Origin of the sequence: Lacticaseibacillus manihotivorans DSM 13343 = JCM 12514 (assembly GCF_001435035.1) — a bacterium.
GTDB classification, from domain to species: domain Bacteria; phylum Bacillota; class Bacilli; order Lactobacillales; family Lactobacillaceae; genus Lacticaseibacillus; species Lacticaseibacillus manihotivorans.
The window spans coordinates 1-24823 of the sequence record NZ_AZEU01000152.1 but is presented as its reverse complement, the minus strand read 5'-3'; the positions used below and the strand labels follow the sequence as shown (position 1 = coordinate 24823).

The 24823-nt window shown below is 48.3% G+C and carries 26 protein-coding genes and 1 other annotated feature; of the genes, 7 read left to right on the top strand and 19 right to left on the bottom strand.

The features are described 5' to 3' along the window. Nucleotides 1-60: 60 nt before the first annotated feature. From gltX to FD01_RS09030, 11 genes are all read right to left on the bottom strand, one after another. Complete coding sequence (gene gltX / locus FD01_RS09080; RefSeq protein WP_056963834.1) at nt 61-1551, bottom strand: glutamate--tRNA ligase; 1491 nt, start codon at nt 1549-1551, stop codon at nt 61-63. Between the two features lie 78 nt (nt 1552-1629). Then, nucleotides 1630-2073: a DUF805 domain-containing protein gene (locus tag FD01_RS09075; protein WP_056963833.1), complete on the bottom strand. Its 444-nt coding sequence runs from the start codon at nt 2071-2073 to the stop codon at nt 1630-1632. A gap of 244 nt (nt 2074-2317) precedes the next feature. Then, nucleotides 2318-3613, bottom strand: coding sequence for an RNA-guided endonuclease InsQ/TnpB family protein (locus FD01_RS09070; RefSeq protein ID WP_056963831.1), 1296 nt, complete (start codon nt 3611-3613; stop codon nt 2318-2320). Nucleotides 3614-3827: 214 nt separating this feature from the next. Next, nucleotides 3828-4061 (bottom strand): hypothetical protein, encoded by a 234-nt coding sequence (locus FD01_RS09065; protein ID WP_054716549.1) that lies wholly within the window; start codon nt 4059-4061, stop codon nt 3828-3830. A gap of 85 nt (nt 4062-4146) precedes the next feature. Next, on the bottom strand, nt 4147-5607 hold the full coding sequence (locus FD01_RS09060) for an APC family permease (RefSeq protein ID WP_152164782.1): 1461 nt from the start codon (nt 5605-5607) through the stop codon (nt 4147-4149). 165 nt (nt 5608-5772) lie between these two features. Continuing rightward, complete coding sequence (locus FD01_RS09055) at nt 5773-6036, bottom strand: hypothetical protein (protein ID WP_054716555.1); 264 nt, start codon at nt 6034-6036, stop codon at nt 5773-5775. 78 nt (nt 6037-6114) lie between these two features. Continuing rightward, nucleotides 6115-6705: an NAD(P)H-dependent oxidoreductase gene (locus FD01_RS09050; RefSeq protein ID WP_054716558.1), complete on the bottom strand. Its 591-nt coding sequence runs from the start codon at nt 6703-6705 to the stop codon at nt 6115-6117. Between the two features lie 67 nt (nt 6706-6772). Further along, nucleotides 6773-7318 carry a Crp/Fnr family transcriptional regulator gene (locus FD01_RS09045; protein ID WP_054716561.1) on the bottom strand — a complete coding sequence of 182 codons (546 nt, stop codon included), beginning with the start codon at nt 7316-7318 and terminating at the stop codon, nt 6773-6775. 624 nt (nt 7319-7942) lie between these two features. Beyond that, a complete protein-coding gene (locus FD01_RS09040; protein ID WP_054716564.1) occupies nt 7943-9112 on the bottom strand; it encodes a PIN/TRAM domain-containing protein in 1170 nt (389 codons plus the stop codon). 33 nt (nt 9113-9145) lie between these two features. After that, complete coding sequence (radA, locus tag FD01_RS09035) at nt 9146-10522, bottom strand: DNA repair protein RadA (RefSeq protein ID WP_056963828.1); 1377 nt, start codon at nt 10520-10522, stop codon at nt 9146-9148. A gap of 61 nt (nt 10523-10583) precedes the next feature. Next, nucleotides 10584-11126 (bottom strand): dCTP deaminase/dUTPase family protein, encoded by a 543-nt coding sequence (locus FD01_RS09030; RefSeq protein ID WP_056963826.1) that lies wholly within the window; start codon nt 11124-11126, stop codon nt 10584-10586. 100 nt (nt 11127-11226) lie between these two features. Between FD01_RS09030 and FD01_RS09025 the strand changes: the two genes are divergently transcribed. Genes FD01_RS09025 through FD01_RS09015 form a run of 3 tightly spaced genes read left to right on the top strand, consistent with a single transcriptional unit; the run spans nt 11227 to nt 13161 of the window. Then, nucleotides 11227-11511 carry a GNAT family N-acetyltransferase gene (locus FD01_RS09025; RefSeq protein WP_056963824.1) on the top strand — a complete coding sequence of 95 codons (285 nt, stop codon included), beginning with the start codon at nt 11227-11229 and terminating at the stop codon, nt 11509-11511. 53 nt (nt 11512-11564) lie between these two features. After that, nucleotides 11565-12905 carry a C1 family peptidase gene (locus FD01_RS09020; protein WP_054716567.1) on the top strand — a complete coding sequence of 447 codons (1341 nt, stop codon included), beginning with the start codon at nt 11565-11567 and terminating at the stop codon, nt 12903-12905. Nucleotides 12906-12909: 4 nt separating this feature from the next. After that, nucleotides 12910-13161: a hypothetical protein gene (locus FD01_RS09015; protein ID WP_152164783.1), complete on the top strand. Its 252-nt coding sequence runs from the start codon at nt 12910-12912 to the stop codon at nt 13159-13161. Between the two features lie 227 nt (nt 13162-13388). Here the strand turns inward: FD01_RS09015 and FD01_RS09010 are convergent, their stop codons facing one another. After that, a complete protein-coding gene (locus FD01_RS09010) occupies nt 13389-14078 on the bottom strand; it encodes a 2,3-bisphosphoglycerate-dependent phosphoglycerate mutase (RefSeq protein ID WP_054716573.1) in 690 nt (229 codons plus the stop codon). Nucleotides 14079-14308: 230 nt separating this feature from the next. Between FD01_RS09010 and FD01_RS09005 the strand changes: the two genes are divergently transcribed. Continuing rightward, nucleotides 14309-15139 (top strand): GHMP family kinase ATP-binding protein, encoded by an 831-nt coding sequence (locus FD01_RS09005; RefSeq protein WP_056963819.1) that lies wholly within the window; start codon nt 14309-14311, stop codon nt 15137-15139. A 157-nt stretch (nt 15140-15296) separates the two neighbouring features. After that, on the top strand, nt 15297-16511 hold the full coding sequence (locus tag FD01_RS09000; RefSeq protein ID WP_054716580.1) for a chloride channel protein: 1215 nt from the start codon (nt 15297-15299) through the stop codon (nt 16509-16511). Between the two features lie 31 nt (nt 16512-16542). On the opposite strand, the gene FD01_RS08995 is transcribed toward FD01_RS09000, so the two are convergent. The 5 genes from FD01_RS08995 to FD01_RS08975 all read right to left on the bottom strand — a co-directional run bounded on the left by FD01_RS08995 (nt 16543) and on the right by FD01_RS08975 (nt 20330). Then, nucleotides 16543-16785, bottom strand: coding sequence for a hypothetical protein (locus tag FD01_RS08995; protein WP_056963816.1), 243 nt, complete (start codon nt 16783-16785; stop codon nt 16543-16545). Nucleotides 16786-16829: 44 nt separating this feature from the next. Next, nucleotides 16830-17063 carry a hypothetical protein gene (locus tag FD01_RS08990; RefSeq protein WP_054716583.1) on the bottom strand — a complete coding sequence of 78 codons (234 nt, stop codon included), beginning with the start codon at nt 17061-17063 and terminating at the stop codon, nt 16830-16832. A 77-nt stretch (nt 17064-17140) separates the two neighbouring features. Continuing rightward, nucleotides 17141-18382, bottom strand: a complete 1242-nt coding sequence (locus FD01_RS08985) for a glutamate-5-semialdehyde dehydrogenase (RefSeq protein WP_056963814.1) — start codon at nt 18380-18382, stop codon at nt 17141-17143. An 11-nt stretch (nt 18383-18393) separates the two neighbouring features. Beyond that, entirely contained in the window at nt 18394-19212 is an 819-nt protein-coding gene (gene proB / locus FD01_RS08980) for a glutamate 5-kinase (RefSeq protein ID WP_054716586.1), read from the bottom strand. Between the two features lie 224 nt (nt 19213-19436). Then, on the bottom strand, nt 19437-20330 hold the full coding sequence (locus tag FD01_RS08975; protein ID WP_056963812.1) for a serine hydrolase: 894 nt from the start codon (nt 20328-20330) through the stop codon (nt 19437-19439). Between the two features lie 197 nt (nt 20331-20527). After that, nucleotides 20528-20752: a binding site (T-box leader), on the top strand. Nucleotides 20753-20801: 49 nt separating this feature from the next. Here FD01_RS08975 and FD01_RS08970 point away from each other — a divergent pair. Together FD01_RS08970 and FD01_RS08965 are read left to right on the top strand one after the other, a co-directional pair. Then, nucleotides 20802-21509 (top strand): isocitrate lyase/phosphoenolpyruvate mutase family protein, encoded by a 708-nt coding sequence (locus FD01_RS08970; protein WP_054716594.1) that lies wholly within the window; start codon nt 20802-20804, stop codon nt 21507-21509. Beyond that, nucleotides 21509-22423 (top strand): isocitrate lyase/PEP mutase family protein, encoded by a 915-nt coding sequence (locus tag FD01_RS08965; protein WP_056963810.1) that lies wholly within the window; start codon nt 21509-21511, stop codon nt 22421-22423. Before FD01_RS08970 ends, FD01_RS08965 begins: the two co-directional genes overlap by 1 nt. Nucleotides 22424-22622: 199 nt before the next feature. On the opposite strand, the gene FD01_RS08960 is transcribed toward FD01_RS08965, so the two are convergent. Together FD01_RS08960 and FD01_RS08955 are read right to left on the bottom strand one after the other, a co-directional pair. Next, on the bottom strand, nt 22623-23945 hold the full coding sequence (locus FD01_RS08960) for a M20/M25/M40 family metallo-hydrolase (protein WP_056963808.1): 1323 nt from the start codon (nt 23943-23945) through the stop codon (nt 22623-22625). 19 nt (nt 23946-23964) lie between these two features. Continuing rightward, on the bottom strand, nt 23965-24823 hold an 859-nt coding region (locus FD01_RS08955; protein WP_235802946.1), incomplete at its 5' end, for an ABC transporter substrate-binding protein.

Genomic DNA, 24823 nt, shown 5'->3' with positions numbered 1-24823 from the left:
TTTTGAATACATAATGACATCATACCCGAAGTCCAGGTTTTTGTCCGCACGCCCAAATGCTTATTTTTCGATCAGCGCTAACACGCGGTCGATGTTGGCCATGACTTTGTCGCGGCCCATTAATTCCATGGTTTCGGCCAATTGTGGGCCGTGCATATGGAAAGTGGCAGCGATGCGGACTGGCATGAAGAGCTTGCGGCCCTTAACACCCAAAGCCAAGCGGATTTGGTAAACTTCTTGGTTGATGAAGTAAGCCGTGAAGACGTCTAAGGCTTCGAGCTTTTCTTTCAACAACTTGATGATCGGCAAGGCATTGTCATCGGCGATTTCTTTCATTTCGTCTTCAGTCAATTCCGTGCGATCTTCAAAGAAGATGCTGGACAAATCAACGACTTGTTGCGTGTAGCTCATTTGTGGAATGTACAAGCTGATCATTTGACGCGCCCATTCGATGGTGTTGGCGTCTGGATCTGCAGGTACGCGGCCAGCTTCGATCAAGTTTTCCAAAGCCAAAGCGGTGAGCTCTGAAGGTTGGGTTTCCTTGATGTACTTGTTGTTGACCCATTCCAGTTTCTTTTGGTCAAAACGCGCCGGTGATTTGCTCAAGCGCTTTTCATCAAATAACTTGATGAATTCCTTTTTGGTGAAGATTTCGTCTTCGCCTTTAGGAGACCAGCCGAGCAAGGTGATGAAGTTGAACATCGCGTTTGGCAAGTAGCCCAGTTCACGATATTGTTCGATGAACTGTAAGACGTTTTCGTCACGCTTGGAAAGCTTCTTGCCAGTAGCGCCGTTGATGATCAAGGTCATGTGGCCAAAGACTGGGGCTTCCCAGCCTAAGGCGTCGTAAACAGCCATTTGTTTTGGGGTGTTGGCGATATGGTCATCCCCACGTAAAACATGGGTGATTTCCATCAAATGATCGTCGATAACCACGGCAAAGTTGTAAGTTGGCATGCCGTCGCGCTTTAAGATGACAAAGTCGCCGCCGATGGTGTTGCCATCGATGGAAATGTCGCCTTTGACGATATCTTGCCATTCATACGTTTTATCCGCTGGAATGTGGAAGCGAATGACTGGGGTCAAGCCCTTAGCCTTAGCGGCATCGATCTTGGCTTGCTTTTCAGCTTCAGTCAAGCCTTCATATTCGTAAACGTAATGTGGCATTTCGTGGTTGGCTTGTTGGGCTTCACGATCGGCTTGCAATTCTTCTTCAGTCTTGTAAGATTCGTAAGCCTTGCCTTCAGCCAGCAATTGGTTGATGTATTTCATGTAGATGTCTTTGCGTTCAGACTGACGGTACGGCCCGAAGTCGCCGCCTTTATCTGGACCTTCATCCCAATCAATGCCTAACCAGTGCAGGTTTTCGATTTGGCTTTTTTCACCATCTGCAATGTTCCGTTTTTGATCGGTATCTTCAATGCGAAGTACCATCGTCCCATTGTAATGACGTGCGAAAAGATAGTTGAACAGTGCCGTCCGGGCATTTCCGATATGAAGATGGCCGGTTGGACTTGGTGCATAGCGCACCCGAATTGGTCGATCTGCCAATGCATTACGCCTCCATTTTTCTTTAAACAATGCGTTACTAGTGTACCACAGACACACACGGCTTGCAGAAAAAATCCACTAGGCGATGCTGGGTTGATAAGACCACCACAACAAAAGCGCCCCGCTGGCTAACAACCCCACCAAAGCGAGCTTGCCGATCACCCCATGCAGCAGGATAAAGCCGATTGCCATCACCGCTTCGATGAGCATCACTGCTACCCCTTTGCGCCAGTCGATGCCGGCATCGCGCAAGCGTCTAATTTGTAGTGCCGTACTTGGCAAAATGGTCACCACAATGATAGCAATCAGCGTGACGATCAACATCTGCCGCAAGTTAGCGCTTGTGTAGATGGCTTCACCTTGCACGATCACAACAAAATTCAACATCAGCGACAACAAATACCCAAACAACCACATCCACCAATATTCTGAGCGACTCGACCGCCCAGAGAAATTGCCAGCGTTGCGCCCCCACGCCCAAATTGCGTGCAAATGTTTGGCCCCATACCAGCGATTATGCATCGCGCTCACCTCCATACGCTGATTATCTCAGGTGGTGATTTTTTTGCAAGCGGTTTCGTTTCTTCCTGTCAACCACCCGTGAATGAATTCGCAAGCTTGTAAGAGCCTCATCCCTCGTTAACCTCTGAGGCGTTCACAATTTATTTGGATAATCTGAGACAAAAGCCACTATGCGTGCAGACTAGTCGCTCCAAAGTCAGGAGTTACCCAAACTTACGAGGCAGGTTGCCGCGCCCCGAACAGTTTAAACTGTTGCTTTACTCAAAATATTGATCGCTGCGTTATGATTACGCACATGCTTAGTCTGGCATTTTGGACACGTCCAAATGCGATCTGCCAAAGTCAATTTCCGTGTTCCGCCACGACCCATCACAAATCCACAAGTGTGGCAGGTTTGGGTGGTCATTTTTGGGTCGACCTTGGTAAATTCTTTTCCATAGAGTTTGGCTTTGTAAGCGAGGTCCTCAAATAAGATCCCCCAGCCGACATCTTGGATGCGTTGGGACAAGGCGTGATTTTTTAACAGGTTTTTTCCTTGCAGCTTTTCTGCCACAACGAGATCGTGGTTCTTGATCAATGCTGTGGAAACATGATGAAGGAAATTATGACGTTGATTATAGATGCGGTGGTGAAGCGCGGCGACGACTTTACGTTGCTTTTGATAGTTCTTGGCTGTACGCAGTGAGCGATGTTCTTTCTTGGCCCGAGCCGCACGTTTACCTAACTTGCGTTGTTCTTTTTGAAGTTGTTTCTTCTGTTTCTGGTAGAATCGAGGATTCTCGACGACATCTCCAAATGAGTCGATATATAGATTTTCAACGTTGACATCAATTCCAACCTTGGAATTCGTCTTTGGTAATTCTTCTTTGAAGGGGTGATCTGATCCTAAAGTTAATGAAATCGAATAACGACCAACTGCATCCATCTTGACGGAGGCACCACTAATTTCAATATCAGTCCGATTCAGTAGCCAATCAGGAATCTTAGTCACTCGTATCTGACCGACTTTGGGAATTTTCAAATGATTCTGGTCAGCGATGCGAATATTGTTAGTCGTCTTTAATGTCGAGTAACGCTGGGAATCTGATTTCTTATGGAACTTCGGAATACCAGCAGAATGGACTTTGTGGAACATGTTCCAACTGGCACGATAAAAGTTCAACGTTGCATATAACATCGTTGAATCGATGCGTTTGTTCTTATCCAGCCACTTGAACCGTTGTTTCAATTGGGTTGGATTGTAAAGCTGGTCTCCGATAATCTTTAATCTTGCCGCAACGGCTTTAAGCGCAAGGGTAAACCACTCAGGATTACTCGAAGATACCTGATTTTGAATTAAGCTTTTCTCTAACCGTCGCAATTTCCAACCTTCTAGGCCAAGTGCGACGAACTCATTATAAATAAAACGTGCAGCATCTGAGTTTTGTTTGATGGTCGTCTTTTGATCTGAGCTCGGAAAAGCGACGAGCTTAATTCCGAAGTGATACTTTAACTTGGCAAAAAGGGGTTTCTTCTCTTCTTCATCTGATTTGGGTTTCATCGTATCGTCACCTCTTCTTACCTGAATAGTAGCAAACGTACGTTCGAAAATCAATTCAAAAACGCCCAACACGTAAAATATAATTATTTAACAAAATTGGAAATAAAGAAGCCCTGCCAAATCGTCAATTCCTCTCGGCAGTAGATTCCCGAGTTTCCTTGGCTAGCAGGGTAGATTAAAAAAGCTGCCTCAAAAACGAGGCAGCCAACAACCATTATTTTTGACGCAATTGGCGGATCTGGATCACGGCATCGTAAATCGAAACTAACCCGATCAAGCCTTCGATCCACATCACCATCGAGCCTTTAAATCCATGGAACAACGCTAACACAGCGACGATCACTAAAATAATAATATCTAAGGTCAAGCGGCCTTTTGGCGTTTCAAACCAGCTGCGATAACGGAAGTACACGATGGCAAACACCACCAACAAAATGATCCACAACATTGCATTCACGGCTTTCATAAAAGACTATACATTTATGATAGCGGTTTAGGTGATGAAACACCAGCTGAAATCTACCAGCGTCGCTTTAATGCTTGAGCAATGACGTTTTCTTTTGTTCCCGACGTGCCAAAATCGGCATGATCCCGCCAACGCCGAACAACACGGCAACTGACACGACGTTCATCGCCAGTTCATGCCACCATAAGCCAGACCACAGCGCGCCTTCTTGTGGCAACACGCCAAGGCTCGCGCAGACAAAGGCAAACAAGAAGCCCCAGACCCCGACGGTGATCGCCAAGCCTTTGTTTTTAATAAAGACAAATGGCGAATCAAAGCGGTCTTCATGCAAGCGCAAGGCGATGAAGCCTAAGAACAGCCAGCAAGATTTATAAGGCGTCACGATCCCGTTTAAGTTCAACAACCAGTTAAAAATGGAGTTGATCGAAGGCAGCGTTCCTGACAGCAGCAACAAGAATAAGCAAAGCAAAGCCGTCAAGGTGTACGCATGGATCGGCCGGCCAGTGCGGTCGAGTTTGCGCATCCAACTTGGCATGTAACGATCGGAGGCATCCCCAGACAACACGCGACTGGACGCATCCAGCAAAACGCCGAGCTGTGACAACATGTAAATAAAGGAAACAAACGAATAAATGTGCAACATCAACTTGCCCAGGCCTAAGCTTTCGCCTAAACGATCAAAGGCATAAAAGGCGCCATTCATTTTCAAATCGTTTGGTAAATGATGCGCGTTGAAGAATACGCCTAATGCTAAGGAACCAAACACCGTCAAGAACACAGTGAGCACGATCAACAAGTACATCGCTTTAGGGAATTCGGATTTCGGATTGCGCAACTTCGTGACATACGCGGCCCCAATTTCTGCGCCTGACACGGCAAACACTAATAACCCAGTGGTGGCAAAGTAGTGCGTATCAAACTTGGGAATAAACGCGGACCAAGTGAAAGGTTGCGTGGCAATGTGGACCCCTTGCTTCAAGCCGACCACAGTCATAATGACAAACAACACCGTCATGATAAACATCGCGCCACCGGCTAACATGCCGAGAATTTCCAGCGACTTTTGTACCAGGTTTTGGAACACTAAGAACAAGCCGATCACAACGAACGTGAAGATCCCAAACATCACATTGGTCATGTACTTGTCTAACGTATTGTTGCCTAAAATCGTCCAAGACAACGACACGATGACGGAGTTGGCCACGTCGACAGTGTAAGGCATCAAGCTGGCCCAAAACATCCAACCAGTCCAATACCCGGCACCTTCGCCTAGCGCATGTTTGGACCAACTCGCCAACCCACCGCCAGCTTCATTAAAGGTCGAACCCATTTGGGCGGAGATCAACCCATAAGGCAACACATAAGCCACTGCCATGAAGATCCATGAGAAAATCACGGACAAGCCTTGGTTTTGGAATGGATAAATCACGTCTTCAAAGCCGACGATGGTGGTGAACGTCAATAACGTCAACATCGGCCATTTCATATAAGATTTGGTATCTGGACTCAAATCTGGATCCATTTTCATGGTAAATAATTCCTCCCGAATATGTACGAGTCAACATATTGCACTGACTCAATTGAATTAATGCCAATTGAATATCTTACGCTTTCTGAAAATGGATGCCAAGAAAAAACTTATATTTTCATCACAAAAATAGCCGCAACTGATCAGCTGCGACTAAGGGATGGGTTATTTTGGTTGCCAAGTGCCATCAGACTGACGCTCGATTTCGATGACTTGCTTGGTTTTGTTGTCGTACACGTGCTTCGTGGTATCCGTATCCTGGTATGGACTTGGATGCACACGATTGCCATCTTGGTCCCAAATTGTGACTGCATTGCCTGACTGCGATTGAAAACTGCGATAAGCGGTAAGACAAGCAACGCTGATAACCAGCATCGCAATGACGGCGAACACGACAGAAATCGGGTTAAGGGCGCGGTAAGCTTTCATCGGTGAGTGCCTCCAAACGAGGTGTCATGTCAAATGTAGTTTTATAATATCATGCCCCACCGACCGATACTACTGTTTTTAAGCTTGCGCACCAATTTTTTCAGCTTGGGCTAACCATTGTTGACGCTTGGCATCTGAACTTTTCTTCACCATGTTGCAGCTGAGCCATTTCACTTGCTTCAAACCCATTTTCCGGAAAGTTCCGCGGATCAAAGCGCGCTGAATCGCATCGCCAAACACCCAACGATACAAAGCTTTTGGTGTGTTCATGGTGGTCATAATGGTGGTGGACTTGAGGTTGGTTAGCAAAGACGTCATCCCGGTGCCGTCTTTGGTGTAGTCGAAAGTTTCGCCTGGGAAAATGACTTTATCGATGAAGCCTTTCATCATGGCAGGCATCAATTCCCACCAAATTGGGAAAACTAAAATCAAATGATCGGCAAGTTTTACGCGTTCAATATAGTCGATGGCTTGGTCGTCTTGCGCTTTATGTTTCAAAAAGCCGATTAAATCTGCACTGTGCATCACGGGATCAAAGCCATCTGCTTCCAAATCGATGACATCGACTTCGTGGCCTTGTTGTTCAGCGCCTTTTTTGGCGGATTCCATCAAGGCGTGGCAGAAGCTACCTGCATATGGGTGAGACGTTACGATTACTGTTTTTGTCATTTTACTGACCTCCATTAGTTGATGGAAACAGCATATCGTCTCAGCCAGGGCTCAGCATTAACCTTTGTTAATTGGCCTGAGATTTTTTTACACGATTGCGAATTCGGGACAAGGATACTGGGGTAATGCCAAGGTAAGTAGCGAGCTCATATTGTGGGACGCGCTTGACTAATGCAGGATCACTGGCCAGCAAACTCCGATAGCGCGTTTCAGGAGACTGTTCGATCCGATTCAAAAAATAGCGCATGTAATCGATAAACCGATGCGCGATGTGATCGGTGAACGCTGAGATCATGGCCGGATCAGTTTCTAAACGATGGCGCAACACCTTGCCATCGATCACCAGCGCAGTGGTCGGCTCAATGGCGGTGATGGCAAACAGACTAGGTTCTTGTAAATAGAAACTTTCAAACGACGCCACCGCTTCGTCTTCAAAGAAAAACTGCAACGTAATGTCGCGGCCGTCGTCGTTATGCCACAGTCGCACGGCGCCTTGCTGAATGAAAAATAAACTTTGCGCCTGATCACCTTCGCGCAACAAGTCTTCACCAGCCGCAAAATGCTTGAGATGCCCCATTGCCTTGATCGGTTCAACATCGTCGGTTAAGTTCATCAGTCATTCCTCCGTTTCTACACTCGATTTCAATTATACGCCGGTGGCAAAGCGTTAAATTAAATAACAAAATAAATATTCGGTTATAACTGTTAGGGACTACTTTCGACTGCCAAACCTTGGTATGATTTTCCTAAACAGAAAAGTGAACAGAGCGGTGACCTTTCAGTACCAGAAAGGAGTCGATGCCAATGGAACCTGTGGCAGAAACAAAATCTGGGAAAGGAGTGTCTCTACGTCGGTGGCTGTGTTAGCAGCCACAGTCGTGATCCAGCAATGCGACCAGTCGGTTTCTATAACAGATTGGATTACAGCATTGGCGGCGTTGCTTTCGTCAGCAGCGCCGTATTGGCTCGCGATGCGTCAGACTTCAAAAAAGTCGAAGCGAAAAAACGGCAATAAAAAATCGCGCTGATTATACTTTGACCAGTATGCGCGATTAGCTTTAAAATAATTCGTACTGTTGGTTGCCGGTTTGTAAACTGCCTGCTGAGGAGAACTTTTCCGGCGTGGTATTGGCGTACCACGTTTTTTCTATGTCTTCATTCTAGCACGAACCCCAAGCCGATTGCAACGCATTGAATAACAAAAAAGGCCCGACATCAAGTCGAGTCTCTCCCAAAATCAACGACGCTTAGGCGCTGACTTATTATTTCCAGCCTTAGCAGCCGGTTTCTTCTCTGGTCCATCTTTCAATGATTTCTGCTGATGGGCAGGCTTGGCAAAGACCATCCGGCCAGCAGCAGTTTGAATCGCAGAGGTCACGATCACAGCTAACGGTTGATTGATGTAGAATTGCCCATCTTCAACCACCACCATGGTGCCATCTTCCAGATAAGCGACGCCTTGTTGCCGTTCAGTCCCGGCTTTGATTACTTTGACCGTCATGCCTTCGCCTGGTAAGACTTCAGGCTTCAAAGCATTGGCCAAGGCGTTGATATTCAATACTGGCACGTTTTGGAATTGGGCGACTTTGTTTAAGTTGTAGTCGTTAGTCATCACGATGCCGTCGAGCATTTTGGCTAATTTCAACAACTTGGAGTCCACTTCAGTCATATCTTCAAAGTCCCCGTCATACATTTCCACATGTAGTTCAGGATCTTCTTTCATATGGTTCAAAATGTCCAACCCGCGCCGGCCGCGCCCACGCTTCAAGGCATCTGCCGAATCGGAGATCAATTGCAGTTCATGCACTACAAAGGTTGGCACCAGCAGCGTCCCTTCGATAAAGCCAGTTTTGGCGATGGCTTCCACGCGGCCGTCGATGATCACGGACGTATCCAACAACTTGTACTTGCGGAAGTTGTCACCAGCGTGGCGCTCTAGAATATCGCCTGATTCTGTCGGCTCTTTAGGCTGTTGTTTGCGAATGCTTAACAACTTGCGCCATTCGTCGCGGCGCGTCGTCCCCATCCGAAACCCCATATAACCTAAGAACAACATCAAAATAATCGGAATCAAGGCCCCAAATGGATCGGGTAAATTATAAAAGGGAATCGAAATAATGGCGGCTAACACCAATCCGATAATGGTTCCCAGACTTCCGAACAACAGATAACTTGGGGATTGTTTGCCCAAGAAAGTTTCGACTTTTTTTAACTCGCGAATGATGAAACCGGCGGAGAGTTCCGCTAAGATCAAAAAGATCAACAGCCCCAACAGCGCATCGACCAGCGCATTGTTGAGCCAGGTTGAATTTTCAAGATTCAACAGTTCCCACAATGCCGGGAGAAATCCTAAGCCTAAGCCGATGCCGACTAGGCCAAACACTAAGGCGATCACGCGTTTTTTCATCATGCAAGCCTCCTTTCAAAATTGTTGTCGCTATCACGCAAAAACGCGTTGCAATGCCTCTGCAATGCTTGTGACACCGATTACCTCAATCTTATCACGAGACGTCCATCCTTGCAGGTTATTCTTTGGGACAAAAATGCGTTTAAACCCAAGTTTCGCCGCTTCTTTGATGCGATCTTCGATATGGTTCACGCGCCGCACTTCCCCAGTCAAGCCAATTTCGCCGACAAAGCAATCCGTCGGCGAAATTTCTTTGTCACGATAAGAGCTGGCCAACGCCATCGCCACGGCTAAATCGATTGCAGGTTCATCCAAACGCACCCCACCAGTGGCTTTCAAATAAGCATCTTGGTTTTGGAGCATTAAGTTGGCGCGCTTTTCGAGCACCGCGATGATCAACGAGACTTTGTTGTGATCGATGCCTGAGCTGGTACGCTTGGCATTGCCATATTGCGTCGGCGTCATCAGCGCTTGAATCTCAACTAAAATCGGCCGCGTACCTTCCATCGACACCACCACCGCCGAGCCAGTCGCACCAGCTAAGCGTTCATCCAAGAACAATTCGCTCGGGTTGGCCACTTCTTTCAACCCGGATTCATGCATTTCAAAAATTCCGATTTCATTGGTGGAGCCAAACCGGTTTTTCACTGACCGCAACATGCGATACGTGTGATGCATGTCGCCTTCAAAATACAACACGGTATCCACCATGTGTTCCAAGATTTTGGGCCCGGCAATGGCGCCTTCTTTGGTCACATGCCCGACGATAAAAATCGTAATGGTGTTGGATTTGGCGATGCGCATCAGTTCCGCCGTGACTTCACGAATTTGGGCCACAGAACCGACAGCAGAGCTCATTTCTGGCACATTCATGGTTTGCACCGAGTCGATCACCACATAATCCGGATGCATGTCGTCGATGGCTTGCGTAATGCTCGGCATATCGGTTTCCGGATACAAGTACATCCCCGATTTGCCCACACCAAGCCGGCCGGCGCGCATTTTGATTTGGCTGGCAGATTCTTCCCCGGAGACATATAAGACTTTGCTGCCTTCATGCGCCAAGGTTCCGGACACCTGCAACAACAACGTGGACTTCCCGATCCCTGGGTCGCCACCGATCAAAATCAAACTCCCTGGTACGATCCCGCCGCCAAGCACCCGGTTGAGTTCACCAAGGCCTGAACCGATGCGGGTTTCTTTTTGAATTTCAACTTGATCTAAGCGCTGTGGACGGATTTGGTGACCATCGCTGGTGTGCCGCGGTGCTGCTTGTTTGGCGGCAGCCGGGGCGGCAACCACTTCTTCTTCGATGGTATTCCAAGCGCCGCAGTTGGGACAGCGCCCTAAATAAGACGCAAAGCTGCGCCCACAATTGCTACAAACATAACGCGTGGTGGTTTTCGCCATGGCCCTCGCCTCCTATTAATAGATTACGCAAATAAACTGCAAACCATTTTTGACAAAATGATTACTTCACGCCAGTTGAGCCAAAACCAGCAGTGCGTTGGTTCGCATTGCCGAGATCGCCGTCGGCTAACAAGTATGGCATGAAGATCCCTTGGCCGATGCGTTCGCCTTTGGCAATGACGACATCGCGCGGTGACGCGTTGACCATTTGAATAAAGATCTCGCCTTCGTTAGACGGGTTGTTGTAATAATCGGCATCGATCACGCCGATACCATTGGGGATCACTAACCCGCGCTTCAAGGGATTGGATGAACGGTTGGCTAAGATCAACACTTCGTTTGGTTGCATGTAAGCTTTAATGCCAGTTGGCACCAACAAGGGCTTTAAAATACTGGAGGCGCGCTGCATATCATCAGGCGTCAGGGGGTGTTCGTTTTTGATCAAGCGGAATAAGCGAATAAAGTCATAGCGCCAAATGGACTTCAACACGAAATCTTCCCGGGCAAAAAAGTCATAGCCGGCGGCATTGGCGGTTTGGCGTTCTGGGAGTTTTAACCCCGCATTTTGATACGCTGAAACAATTTCAAATCCTCGTTGCGACATAACATCCTCCAAAATAATTTCTACTATACGTATCTTACCACGAGCTCAGTTGAATTCAGCGACTGGAGGCTTTAAAATTAAAGTAAATCGGAGGTGCATCATGGAATTTCAACATGAACCAAATCGCATTTTCAACGAACAAAATGGCAAATTGCTGGCAGAAGTCACCTTTCCTGACATCGATGACCAATCTTATGTCATCGATAAAACCTATGTCGATGATTCCTTGCGCGGCCAAGGTGTGGCTGGGCAACTGATCAAAGCCGTGGTTGAACAGGCACGCGCAGAAGGCAAAACTTTAGAGCCGCTGTGCACGTATGCGCGCCACGCTTTTGACACGCATCCAGAATACGCTGACGTGTTGCGCCCCACACCTGAGGCTTAATGTGGTAAAATAGTCTCATTGTTTTAATATTTTTCTCATTGAGGAGGCATTTCATGTCAACTGCAATTACTGCTGCAGATCTTGCATCATATCAAAAAGCGCTCGACGCCACACCAGGTTCTAAGGCCTTACAAAAAGCCGTGATGAACAACGGCGTGTTAAAGTCCGCTGAATCCATCGAATCCCAAACCAAAATGGACCAAACCTTCTCCATTGATTTGTCCACTGGCGCTGTTGCCAACCAAAAACAATCTGGCCGTTGCTGGATGTTTGCCGCATTGAACACCATGCGCCATGGCATTCAAGCACAATTTAAGATCAAGGATTTTGAACTCTCCCAAAACTTCACCTTTTTCTGGGACAAATTCGAAAAGTCCAACTACTTCTACGAAAACGTTTTGGCTACTGCTGACCAACCCTTAGATTCCCGTAAAGTGGCGTTCTTGATGACCACTCCACAACAAGATGGTGGCCAATGGGACATGTTGACGGCATTGATCGACAAATACGGCATCGTGCCAAAGTCTGCCATGCCTGAAACCTTCTCATCCAGCGCTTCGCGTGAACTCAATTCCACGTTGAACTTAAAGCTACGCCATGACGCAGTGGCATTGCGCAAACTGGTTGCTGACAAAGCTTCAGAAAAAGATATCGCGGATGCCAAATCCAAGATGTTGTCTGAAGTTTATCGCATTTTAGCTTACACCTTAGGCAACCCACCTACAGAATTCGACTTCGAATACCGCGATGATGACAAAGCTTATCATATCGATCGCGACTTGACGCCAAAGACCTTCTACGACAAGTACATTGGCTGGGACTTGGATCAATATCAATCCATCATCAACTCCCCAACTGCCGACAAGCCTTACAACCACTTATACACGGTGGAAATGTTAGGCAACGTCATCGGCGGCCGTGAAGTGCGTCACTTGAACCTGGAAATCAACGACTTCAAAGCTTTGGCCATCAAGCAGCTTGAAGCTGGCGAATCTGTCTGGTTTGGTTCTGATGTCGGCCAATCTTCTGACCGTAAAATCGGGATCTTGGACACTGCGATTTATGATGAAGACACCTTGTTTGACACCGACTTCACCATGTCCAAAGCAGAACGCTTGGACTACGGCGAATCCTTGATGACCCACGCCATGGTTTTGACCGGTGTGGATATCGTCGACGGCAAGCCAACGAAGTGGAAGGTCGAAAACTCATGGGGCGATAAAGTCGGCGAAAAAGGTTACTTCGTCGCTTCTGATGCTTGGTTTGACGAATTTGTTTACCAAATCGTCATCAACAAGTCCTTCTTGTCCACTGAATTAAACGACACCATCAAAAAAGAATACGCGCAACCAACTGTTTTGGCCCCTTGGGATCCAATGGGTGCCTTGGCTTAATCCTTTGGAAAATAAACATCGCTGCGGCGGTGTTTATTTTTTTGCCCGTGACCTGCATCTGGCACGAAAATTTGTGAAGGCCAGCACCTTGGCGACACTACGGAAAACTGGACAAGTTGCCAGTGCGGCCGGCTCCAGAGATCAGCAAAAATCGCTGATGCTCTTTTGCCTAGATTTTGAACCAAAGAAAACCACTTTGTTTCAAAATCTGCCGGTAGAATCTGCGCATGCCGCCAAAACCCGGCGTCATTCTTGATTCTACTGCCACAGGCAATTGTCCAGTTTTCCTTCGTTCTGCCAAGCCACTTCCATTCACAAATTTTTTGTGTTGATATCGCTAGCTGAACAATTAAAAACGGTCATGTTGCAACATCCTTAGTGTATCAACGACGGCATGACTCATTTCGTCGCCCGCTGGCCCTGACGCGGTATGAATCACTTACACTAACGGATATCATCAGAAGAAAAAATCGCTCGCTGACATCAGCGAACGATTTTCGTGTCTAAAACAGTTTTATCTAAGATTTTTAATTTGTCATCTAAGGTGTAGACAATCGGTTGGGCATTGGCAACTTCGACTTGATCGATGCCAGTATCGGAAATGTTTTCCAAATACTTGATCAACGCGCGCAAAGTTGAACCGTGAGCGACGACCAGTTGATTCTCCCCTGCCATCAAACGTGGTGCAAGTTCAGCGGTCCAATAAGGCACCAAGCGCACCACGGCATCGGCTAAGCTTTCACCACGCGGCACGATGCTTTTAGGATAAGCATGATACCGCCGTGAACGACTGGGGTTGACCAACAAGGGTGGCCGCCCATCAAAACTGCGCCGCCACACTGCCACTTGTTGCGCGCCAAATAACTTGCGAGTCAGATCTTTGTTGATCCCGCGCAAGGCGCCATAATGACGTTCATTCAACCGCCAAGATTTGGTGATCGGCAACCAGTTGGCGTCCAGTTCATCTTGCACGATATACGCCGTTTTGATCGCGCGCTGCAACAAACTGGTGTGCACGTGATCGACTAAGATGCCGGTATCGGCTAACGCCTGGCCTGCCGCTTGGGCTTGTTGCACGCCAAAATCAGTCAGCGGCACATCTGACCAGCCAGTATAAGTATTTGAGAAATTCGCAGCACTTTGCCCATGCCGCAATAAAATGAGTTTGACCATAACGACCTCCCGATCTCAATAATTGTACCATTTTTCAGAAAAAAACAGTGACTTCTTTCCATTTGAAGTTCAGTGTGCTCGGGATCAGGTGAAAACACGCTTGCCGATCGATATTTTTCGGCAAAAGTTAAAAAACGTCTGGAAAATGAGATTATTATTAGATATACTATGTGTAATTTCATTTTAGTTGACGCGTGATGAGCACGCGTTCGCGAAAGGAGGACGACCTTATGCGCATACACGTTCCTGGCGTGATCACGTCCCGCTCGCCATTAGGACAAAATCTTGCCACTGCCATCACAGCTGGGCTGAATATTGATATTGAAGAAGAAGCATTGGATTGGCAAATTGATCATCATGAGGCCAAGTTATCCCATGACGAAAGTAATATGATCGTATCTGTCGCTGACAGCGTCGCGCCTGGCCTTTTGCCGCATCGCTTGGTGTTGACCACTGATCTACCAGTTGGCGTCGGCTTAGGTGGGTCAAATGCCGCGACTTTGGCTGGCATCATGTTAGCCGATCAACTCGCCGACTTGCACCTCAGCGAAACGCAGATCATTGAAACGGCTTTAGGGTATGAACCTTTCCCAGCAGCCTTACACGCAGCGTTGCACGGCGGCATGCAAACTTACGATCCGCGCACTGAACGCTTGGAACGCCAAGCTGTTCAAGCCTTGCAGTGGGTCATTTATACCCCTGATCAATTTGTGGAAGCCAGCGTGCCGAGCCATTACACTGAGCAAAACGTCAACGCAGCAGATTATGCCCGCTTCACCAAAGCCTTGGCCAAAGCCGATGATAATTACTTACGCAATCATTTACCACTTGAACCTTTGCGCACCCAAGTGACGCCAGAATATTTCCCGCAAGCCGAAATGGTCAATCGCGCCGTGATCCAATGTGGCGGTTACGGTTGTTTTGTGGCTGGCAATGGGCCGGCTTTGGTGTGCCTAGCGCCGATTCGATCAACACGTTTTGTTGAGTTGTTGAAGCACAGTTTGTCTGCTGGGCAACTACTCGTCACAGATGTTGATACCACTGGTGCGACGATCAGTTAACCATTTATTTATCCCCTTTCTGGTGCATAACTAGAAGGGGATTTTTTGGTGTGAAGATAGTTATGCACAAATAACTCCCAATTTAGGCATCTGGACACAAGTTTTTCCCTCGCTTACGCTTGAAAGGTTGTGGTTTTTAAAAGTTGTAGGAGGGTTCATGCACAAACGGTTAACAATTTGGGGATATGGGGTACTCGCCAGCATCCTGATCGGCAGTGGGTTGGGCGGATTTTATTTGTTGCAAGGCAAGCTGATCGAAATCGTCGGCATCGGCCATATGGTGCGACCAGTGTTTAACGCCTTGTGGATCACGATCATCGGCGTGTTGATTTTTTGGATCCAGCGCCGTTTTAATCAGCTGCCGAAGCCATTGGGACAAATTCGTGCCGACTTAAAAGCCACTGGCACCAGTGATTATCGCTATTTACCGTTGCAATTTCTGTTGCCAGCTTTGATTTTAACCTCTGGTACCAGTTTAGGGCCTGAAGCGACGTTAGTGTCCACCACCTGTTTAGGTGGGATCTGGTTGCTGGATAAATTGCGCTACTTAAACGCCAACTGGGGACACTTATCCACAAGTGGCCGCCTTCGCGCGATGTTTCAGGTGAATCACCAGTTAATCAGTCGACCAGCCGCACAAATACATCACAGTTTGTGGACGCCGCTAACCATTGGCTACTTTGCGGCTGGCGTCTTGAGTTTTTATCTCACCTGCAAGTTCGGCGGGGAACCTTCTGTGATCGTTTATCTTGGTCACTCTGCTTGGCAATGGCATGAATTGTTGTGGTTATTGCCAATTTTTATTTTTGGACGGGGATTAGGACGCCTTGAATTAGCGTTGATGATCAGCTTGCGCAAAATCATTCTTGGCCGCGTCCACCGCGATTGGGCCTTGTTGTTAATCGGCGGCCTGGCGATTTATGCCGCGAGCATTTGGCTGCCGGCGATCAATTGCTCCGGCATGGCTAACTTTCATTTGTTAGCTGGCAGTTGGCAACATCACAGCACTGGCGCCTTGCTACTGGCAGCAGGCTTGAAACTCGGCTTATTGACGATTTGTTTGAATACTGGCTGGATCGGCGGGGATATTTTTCCCGTGTTGTTTTGCACCACTGCCCAAGGTATCGCGTTGAGTTTCTGGTTGCCGATCGATCCGATTTTCACGATCGCCGTGTTTGCGATCGCAGCAGGCGGCACGATTTTGGAATCGCCGCTAGTGGCTGGCGGCGTGATGGGGATCATGTTTTTACCGCCGAATTTACTCCCGATCAGTGCCTTGATCATCGCGCTGTTGATTTTGTGTGATCACTTCACCCAACCACATTGGGTCCGCCTCAGCGATGCCGTTCACAAAATGCTTGCGACCCACTAAAAAAATCCTACCAACTGGCAGGATTTTTTCATTACTTCTTTTCTTCTGGCTTTGGTGGAATAACGGCTTTGCCACCTTTTAAAATGTGCTTGTAGTTGATGACGGTTTTGCCTTTGAGGTCTTCGACCAACATGGCATCGGCATCATCAAAGCTGTCGATGGTCAACATTGCGGAGTTGACGTACAACTTTTGCACAGTACCTTTAAAGCTCAGCGGAACATTAGCGCTTTTGCGCACGGTGACCAAATCACCCACGGCGATTTCTTCTGCCATAACTGTGTATCCCCCTAAAAATGATTTAGTCTATTATAACACACTTAGCCCACTGCTTCGTCGACTGCGATCTCGATTGCCGCTGGTTGCATCGCGTCAAGGCTGATCACAATGCGCCCTAACAACTCCCGCGCGGTCAATAAATCGCGGGCATCGCATTGATCGATTTCCACGATTGCAGAGTGCTCATATATTTTAGTGATTTGTCCGGTAAAGTCAAACATCATATTGCCATTGGCGCGACAACGCACCAACATGCCTGGTGTGAATTCATTCATAAAAGTGCCCTCCAAATGGTTTACCTTAATTGTAACCACTTGCAGGCACACGTTCCTAATTTGACGCTTGTGAAGTTTTAGGCGCGAACTTGGCCGTCACCTAAAATTTGATATTTGATCGTGGTCAGCTGAGCCAAGCCCATGGGACCGCGGGCGTGAAGCTTTTGCGTGGAGATCCCGATTTCGGCGCCGAAGCCAAATTCAAAGCCGTCTGTGAAGCGGGTCGACGCATTCACATACACACACGCCGCATCGATTTGACGCAAGAATTGTTGGCTGGCCGCGTAGTTTTCCGTGATGATGGCTTCAGAATGCTTGGTGTTGTGCGCGTTGATGTGCTTGATCGCTTCGGTTTCAGAATCGACCACTTTTACCGCCATGATCAAATCATTGTATTCAGTATCCCAATCGGCATCTGTGGCTGGGATCATGTCTGACACAATGGCACAAGCCCGTGCATCCCCGCGCAATTCAACACCATGGTCCTGCAAGGCTTTGGCGATCGCTGGCAAAAAGGCTTCCGCCACATCTTGATGGATCAATAATTTTTCCGCAGCATTGCAAACACTTGGGCGTTGGACTTTGGCATTGACCGTGATGTCGATGGCCATTTGTAAATCTGCGGCTTTGTCGACATAAATGTGACAGTTGCCAGCGCCAGTTTCAATCACGGGCACCGTGGCATTTTTGACCACCGCTTGAATCAAGCCCGCACCACCACGAGGAATGAGCACATCGATGTAGCCGTTGAGGTGCATCATTTGATTGGCGATTTCGTGACTTGGGTCGGTGACTAATTGCACGGCTAATTCTGGTAAGTCGACGGACTTCAATGCAGCTTGTAACACGTTGACCACGGCCATGTTGGAGCGCAGCGCTTCTTTGCCACCACGCAAGATCACTGCATTGCCAGATTTTAAGGTCAACCCAGCAGCATCAGCGGTAACATTTGGCCGGGCTTCATAAATGATCCCCACCACACCCAATGGCACGCGCTGTTGAATGATCAACAAGCCGGCTTCATTGCGCCAAGCTTGATCCGCTTTAGCCGTTGGGTCTTGTAAGCTGGCCAACTGACGCAAGCCGGTGGCCATATCTTGGATGCGCGCTTCAGTTAACGTCAAGCGGTCTAAGAATTTGCTACCAGCCGCTGCATCAACATCTTGGGCATTGGCAGCGAGAATCTCAGGGGTATGTGCGATCAAGGCATCAGCCATCGCCATCAAGCCCCGATTTTTAGCGGCGTTATCCAGTTGTGCCAGTATACTGGCGGCGTCTTGGGCTTGTTGCCCCAATTGAATCAAATCAGCTGCTTGCATCAGTTTTCCTCCTATGCGTTAAGCGTTGCGGTATTTTTGCCAAACCAAGTGCCAACATCTTCCCCCGCCAACACGCGTAAAATCACCCGCGGATCAGCGCCACTGCATAACACCATCGCCTTGCCTGCTTGCATCATCGTTTGCGCAGCTTTGAGCTTGGTGACCATGCCCCCAGTGCCAAAGCGCGTGGAGCTGCCCCCTGCCGCTTGCAAAATGTCTTGGCCCAAATGCGTCACGGCTTCAAGTTTGCGAGCATTTTGAAATTTGTGCGGGTCGGCGTCATACAATCCGTCAATATCAGATAACACCAACAATAAATCGGCGTCGATGCGACTGGCCACCAAAGCAGACAGCTGATCGTTATCACCAAACGTGGTGCGATGATCCATTTCATCAACTGCGACCGTATCGTTTTCGTTGATGATCGGCACGATTGAGCGCTGCAATAATGTTTCCAGGGTGTCGAGCACGTGTTGGCGGCTGACCGGATAATCAAAGGTGTCATGCGTCAACAGCATTTGCCCGACTTGGGTGTCGTAATCGGAAAAGCGTTGAATGTATAAGCGCAACAATTCACCTTGACCGACTGCGGCGATGGCTTGTTGTTCGGCGATGGCAGCCGGGCGCTCAGTGAGGTGCATTTTATCCAGGCCCACACCGATCGCGCCACTAGAAACTAACACCACTTCATAATCTTGATTGTTCAATGCCGCTAGCGTGTAGGCCAAGCGGTCGATGGTTTGCAAGTTGACCTTGCCATTTTTGTGGATCAAACTACTAGTGCCGATTTTTACCACGATGCGGTGACAATGTTGCAGACTGCGAATCATACGTTCCTCCTGAGCCAAAAAGCGTGCCTTCGATCGAGGCACCCAGAATTGGGCGGTACCATCCTCGTTCGAAGCCACGCTTCACACTTTTACTTAGCAATATTGAATTATCGGATCTGCGGCTTGGATTCGGGTGCGTTGTTGAACTTTCAGCAATGGTTCAACTCTCTTTAAGTCCCTACTATGACCGCTTATCTGCATAATACCTGCGCTACTTACAAAAGTCAAGCACCATATGCGAGTTTGATCACTTGTTTGGCGATGGTGTTGATCCGCGAGAAATCCAACGTCGCTTGGTTATGGCCATGCGTCATGATCACTAAAATGAACCGTTCGCCATCAGGCAAGGTCACGATCGCCGCATCATTATTGACATCATCCAAGAACCCGACTTTGTCTTGCACCGTGGCACCAGAGCCGGCAGCGGCAGGAATGCCATCGCGATACACTTGTTTGCTCATGTCACTGAGCAGCCATTGTTGCAAACTACTGTTACTAAAGGCACCGGTCCCGGCTTGTAAGCTGGTCAACACTGACGCCAAGGTATTACTGGTGGTTTCTGCCGCGCGGTCATCATCAAACACTTTGTTCCAACCTTGACTGGTCAAATAACTGTCGATAGTCGACGCCCCATACTCTGAAAGAATGCTTTCAGAAAAATCATTGGCAGAGTTCACCACCATATTGTTAAAACCAGTCGTGGCGGAATCTGTCCACGAATAATTATGGCTGAACAAATAAGCCGCAATAAATAATTTGTACGTGCTGGCCGAGGTTTCCAAAGTATCGCCGTTGACTGACGCGGACAAACTGCCTGAGTTATACAGGGCATTCTTTGATGCCGTCGAGCCAGCTTTCGGGGTTAAATTTTTAAACGTCACGCTGACAGTCTTATCGGCACCGACTTGGTCCAGATACGCTTGAATTTTGGCTTGAATCGCTGAGCGCTTGGCGTTGGTGGTACTGGTGCTACTACTGGTCGAACTGGTATTGTTCACCGTTGCGCTGGTGGTTTGGCGATCGTGACCGCTGACGACGTGGTGCACGCCCCACACGCCGATCACCACTGCTAAGATGCCCACGCCCACTGCTAGCGTGTGCTGAATTGGATGTCTCATCAAATTGCCTACTTTCACACTTCACTTACTCATTTAGTTTAAAAAACGGAATGTGAAAACTCAGGGGAAAAACTTGAACATCTTGTGAACAAAACCTGAACAAATCACGAAGTCAGAACCAGACCGTTAAAATTTTCTGCAAGCAGTGGTTGACAAGTGAGACAAAAAAGATTAAAGTATCGTTAAATTCAAATGAGTAAACAGCAATGACGAGCAGGAGTACAGCTTTGTTGGCATTTCAGAGACGTTCTGAATGGTGAAAGGAACGATGCCACGCACTGGAAAGTAGGCTCTAAGCGTCCGGTGCGAGGAGTGCCGGTTGGCTGCCACCATTATCAGGCCAACGGATAAGCTTAACACTGTCCGCAGAGGCTACTTTTTGTAGCAAAAACAAGGTGGTACCGCGCATTAGCGCCCTTCGTAATTCGAGGGGCGCTTTTTGTTTACCCTAATACTTTAGGAGGCATTTTCATGACACATTTTTATCCTGCATTCGGCTCAGGTTTGACCTTACACCAACTCAAAGAGGCTAAGGCTGATGGTTTGTTTCTCAGTGGCAGCTTAACGGCTGAAGCCTTGCTGGGCATTCGCGACGCCGGACTGCTTGCCGCCAGTGAATATGCCGCCCACTTACGTCGCATGCGGCTACAAACGGATCTGCCGTTAATTGCTGATTTACAATCCGGGTTTGGCAATCCGATGAACACTTATTACACCGCCCAAGAATTCGAACGCTCTGGCGCTGATGCGTTATTGATTTCCGATCAAAAATCCCCGGCCCACACCCAAGGCGCACCTGCAATCACTGCTGATGCGGATTTCTTAGGTAAGATCCATGCGGCACTGGATGCACGCGATAACCCCAACACGCAAATTTGGACCTTGATGGAAAGTTTGCCAACGCAAGGCATCGGCGACACTTGCGATAAACTCACTTGGCTGGATCGATTGCCGATTTCAGCGATCGCCATCGCCCACTGGACTTTGCCGCAACTCAAAGCCTTGGCCAACACCCCACATCAAAAACCTTTGATCGCGACTTGGCGCTTTGATACCCCGTTGATCGACGGCATCGACGGTTGGCTGGATACCGGTTACCTTGAAGACCACGCCGCAATGAACATCCGCGAAACCCTGGATACGATGCCCTTGATCGAAACTTCTAAGGAGGCCTTTTAATGACTAAAGCAGATTTAATGCGCAAAACCTTTAAAGACATGGTATTTTCTGATCAAATTATCCGCATGCTGGTCGCGCCTGATGCCTTAGGCGCAAAAGTGGCGCAACATGCTGGCGCTGACGCGATTTTCGCCGCTGGCTATGCCACTTCTGCCGCCAACTTGGCCATGCCTGATCGCGGTTTGGCAGATTTTGGCGAAATGTTAGAAAAATGTCGCCAAATCGTCAACGCCACCACGGTTCCCGTGTTCGCTGACGCGGATACGGGTTACGGCGATCTTTCCAATGTCCGCCGCACCGTTCAATCTTATGAACAAATCGGCGCCGCTGGGTTATTTTTGGAAGATCAAACTTGGCCGAAGCGCTGTGGGCATATGGATAACAAATCCGTTGAACCTACCGAAGTCCTAGAAGCAAAAATTCGTACTGCCAAAGCTGCGCGCAAACATGATGACTTTTTGATCATGTCACGCACCGATGCCCGCGCCGTGTATGACCTCGACGAAGCCATCGCGCGCTCCAAGCGCTATCAAGCTGCCGGCGCCGATATGGTGTTTATCGAAGCGCCGCGCAACCTCGACGAATTGACCAAGATCCACGAAGCCTTTCCCAACACGCCTTTAATGGCCAACATGATCGAAGGGGGCAAAACCCCTTTGACGGATACCGCCAAGCTGCGCGATTTGGGCTTCCGCATCGTGGTTTATCCAACAGCGATGACTTATGCTCGCGCGTTTGCTGATGAACAATTGGTGGAAACCTTGATTCAAACCGGCTCCACCAAGTCATACGAAGATCGCATGATCACCTTTGACAAGTTCAATCACTTTGTTGGGTTAGATCAAGTTAACGCTCGCGAAGCCCAATATGATGCCAAGCACATGGCCGCAGAACTGGCGACGCTAAAGGCATAATGTTTCCCCATCCCCATCCGGAACTTTACGGATAGGGATTTTTTTGGCCAAATTTGGGCAAATAAAAATCCCGACGAGTCGTCGGGATGGGGCAAATTCGAACCGGGGGGAACGCTTTGCCAGTGAGCGAGCAGAAATAAGGAAAGTGCTTCACTCACCACGTTCATTATACAAGTTCATTTGTCATTTTGCACGAGGTTTATGAATTCGTTGCCAACGCCGGCAACATCGCCTTTAAGTAGTCGATAAATTGCATGTAATCGGCTACCGTCACATTCTCATTGGGACCATGCGCTGCGGAGTTAGCATTGCTGATCCCCACTGAAATGATCGGTGCATGATTGACGGCATAAAAGTAAGGCATCGGACCAGAGCCGGAAGAATTCAAGACCACGCTGACACCATCTGGATAAGCGTCACGGGCAACATTAAGCGCTGCTTGCACCAGCGGATGATCGGGATCACTGCGAAAAGCGGGTTCGCCTAACAGCCCAGAAATTTCGATATCTTCAAAGCCATTCGCGTCTAACGCTTGGCGCACCAGTTCAATGGTGTGTTCAACCGTTTGGCCAGGCACGATCCGAAAATCAAGTTTGGCAACAGCGACATGTGGGAGGATCATTTTGCCAGTGCCTGGGCCTTCGTAACCACTGGATAGGCCATTGATCGTGAAACTTGGTTGATCCACCAACGCCGCAGCTGGGTTATCCGTGGTGGCTGGCCGGGTCAAACCGGCATTCTTGGCATAAGTCGCATAGTCAAATTCAGAATCCGCCACGATTTGTTTTTGCGTTGGGGTTAACGGGATGATGTCTTCATAAAAACCTGGAATCGTAATTTCACCCGCATCATTCTTCAAAGTGGCCAAGGCTTGAACCAAATGCCATGCTGGGTTTTCGGTGATGGCCCCAAGACTTGAATGTAGATCATGATCCGCATTGCGTGCCGTTAGTTGAAAGGCCACTCCGCCTTTGACGCCAAGCGAGAACTTCAACTCGCCGTTTTCATCTTTGCCGCCAGATTCCCACAAACAAAAGTCAGCTTTTAACAACTCAGCGTATTTGTTGAGCAACACTTCCAAATGTGGACTGCCTTGTTCTTCGGCGCCTTCAACTAAAAACTTCACATTGACCGGTAACTTGCCAGCTTGACGCAAATCATCGATGGCGGCCAACCGGGCGGCGAGTTCCCCTTTGTCATCGTTGATGCCGCGGGCAAACAACTTGCCATCATGTTCCGCTAACTTAAACGGATCAGTGTCCCACAAGTCCAAAGGTTCAGCTGGTTGCACGTCGTAATGGTTGTAGAACAACACCGTGATATCGCTGGGCACTTGGGCGGGAATTTCTGCATACACCGCAGGATTGGTGACGTCGGTGGTTAAGATCTGCACATTTTGTGCGCCGATGCTTTCAAAGTGATTGCGCAGGAATTCGGCCGTTGCTTGGATCTGGTTATGGGCATGCAAGGATACTGATTGAAAGCTGAGATACTGCTTCAAAAATTCGATTTGTGGTAACATGGCAGGCTCCTTTTTCAGATTACTTCTTATAATAGGCGTTCTTGTAATACGTGTCGGCAAACAAAGTGTAGTGAATGCCCCCGACTTTGCGGTTGATCAAGCGATCATTGGCGCTTTGGAAAACCGGGATGTAGCCGGCAACGTTGACCACGCGGGCATTGGCAGCTTGTTCTTCAGTTAAACGTTGCGCGGCAGTTTGGTTGGTGGTGGTATCGACCGTCTTCATCAAAGCCGTGTACTTGGCATCTTTAAACTTGGAGAAGTTGGAAATGTTGGTTTCAGTGGCGGTATCCAAGTAATCAGAAGCATCTTGGATATTAGAATTCCAGCTCATCAATACCGCGTCGAAATCCCCATCAAGCGAGCGTTGGATGCGAGTTTGCTTTGGCACGCTGGTGACCGTGACCGTTAATTGTGGCAACACTTTGGCCAGTTGGCCTTGAATGTATTCGCCGACTTGTTTGTCGACTTCGTTATCGGCAGTTAACAACGTGAAGCTGAGCTTGGATTTGCCGATTTCTTTCAACGCCTTTTTGAGATAAGCCTTCGCTTTAGCCTGGTTGTAAGTGATCGATTGGGTGGTTTCGTCAGTAAAGTCTTTGCCAGTAGCTGGGTCAGTGACTAAGCCATTCGGCGCAAAGGCTTTGGCTGGTTGCGAGCCATCTTGTAACACCTTTTTAGTCAGTTGCTTGCGATCCAAAGCGTATGAAACTGCACGGCGTAAGTCAACGTTGTTCAAATCTTTGCGCTTGGTGTTGAATTGCAAGTAGTTCATGTTGGCTGCCGGCGTTTTTTCCAAGGCTTTGTTGTGCAAGTTCTTGACGGGGTCTAAAATTTTTGGTGTTGAAGAGCACTTCAACGCCGGAAGTTTTAGGCCT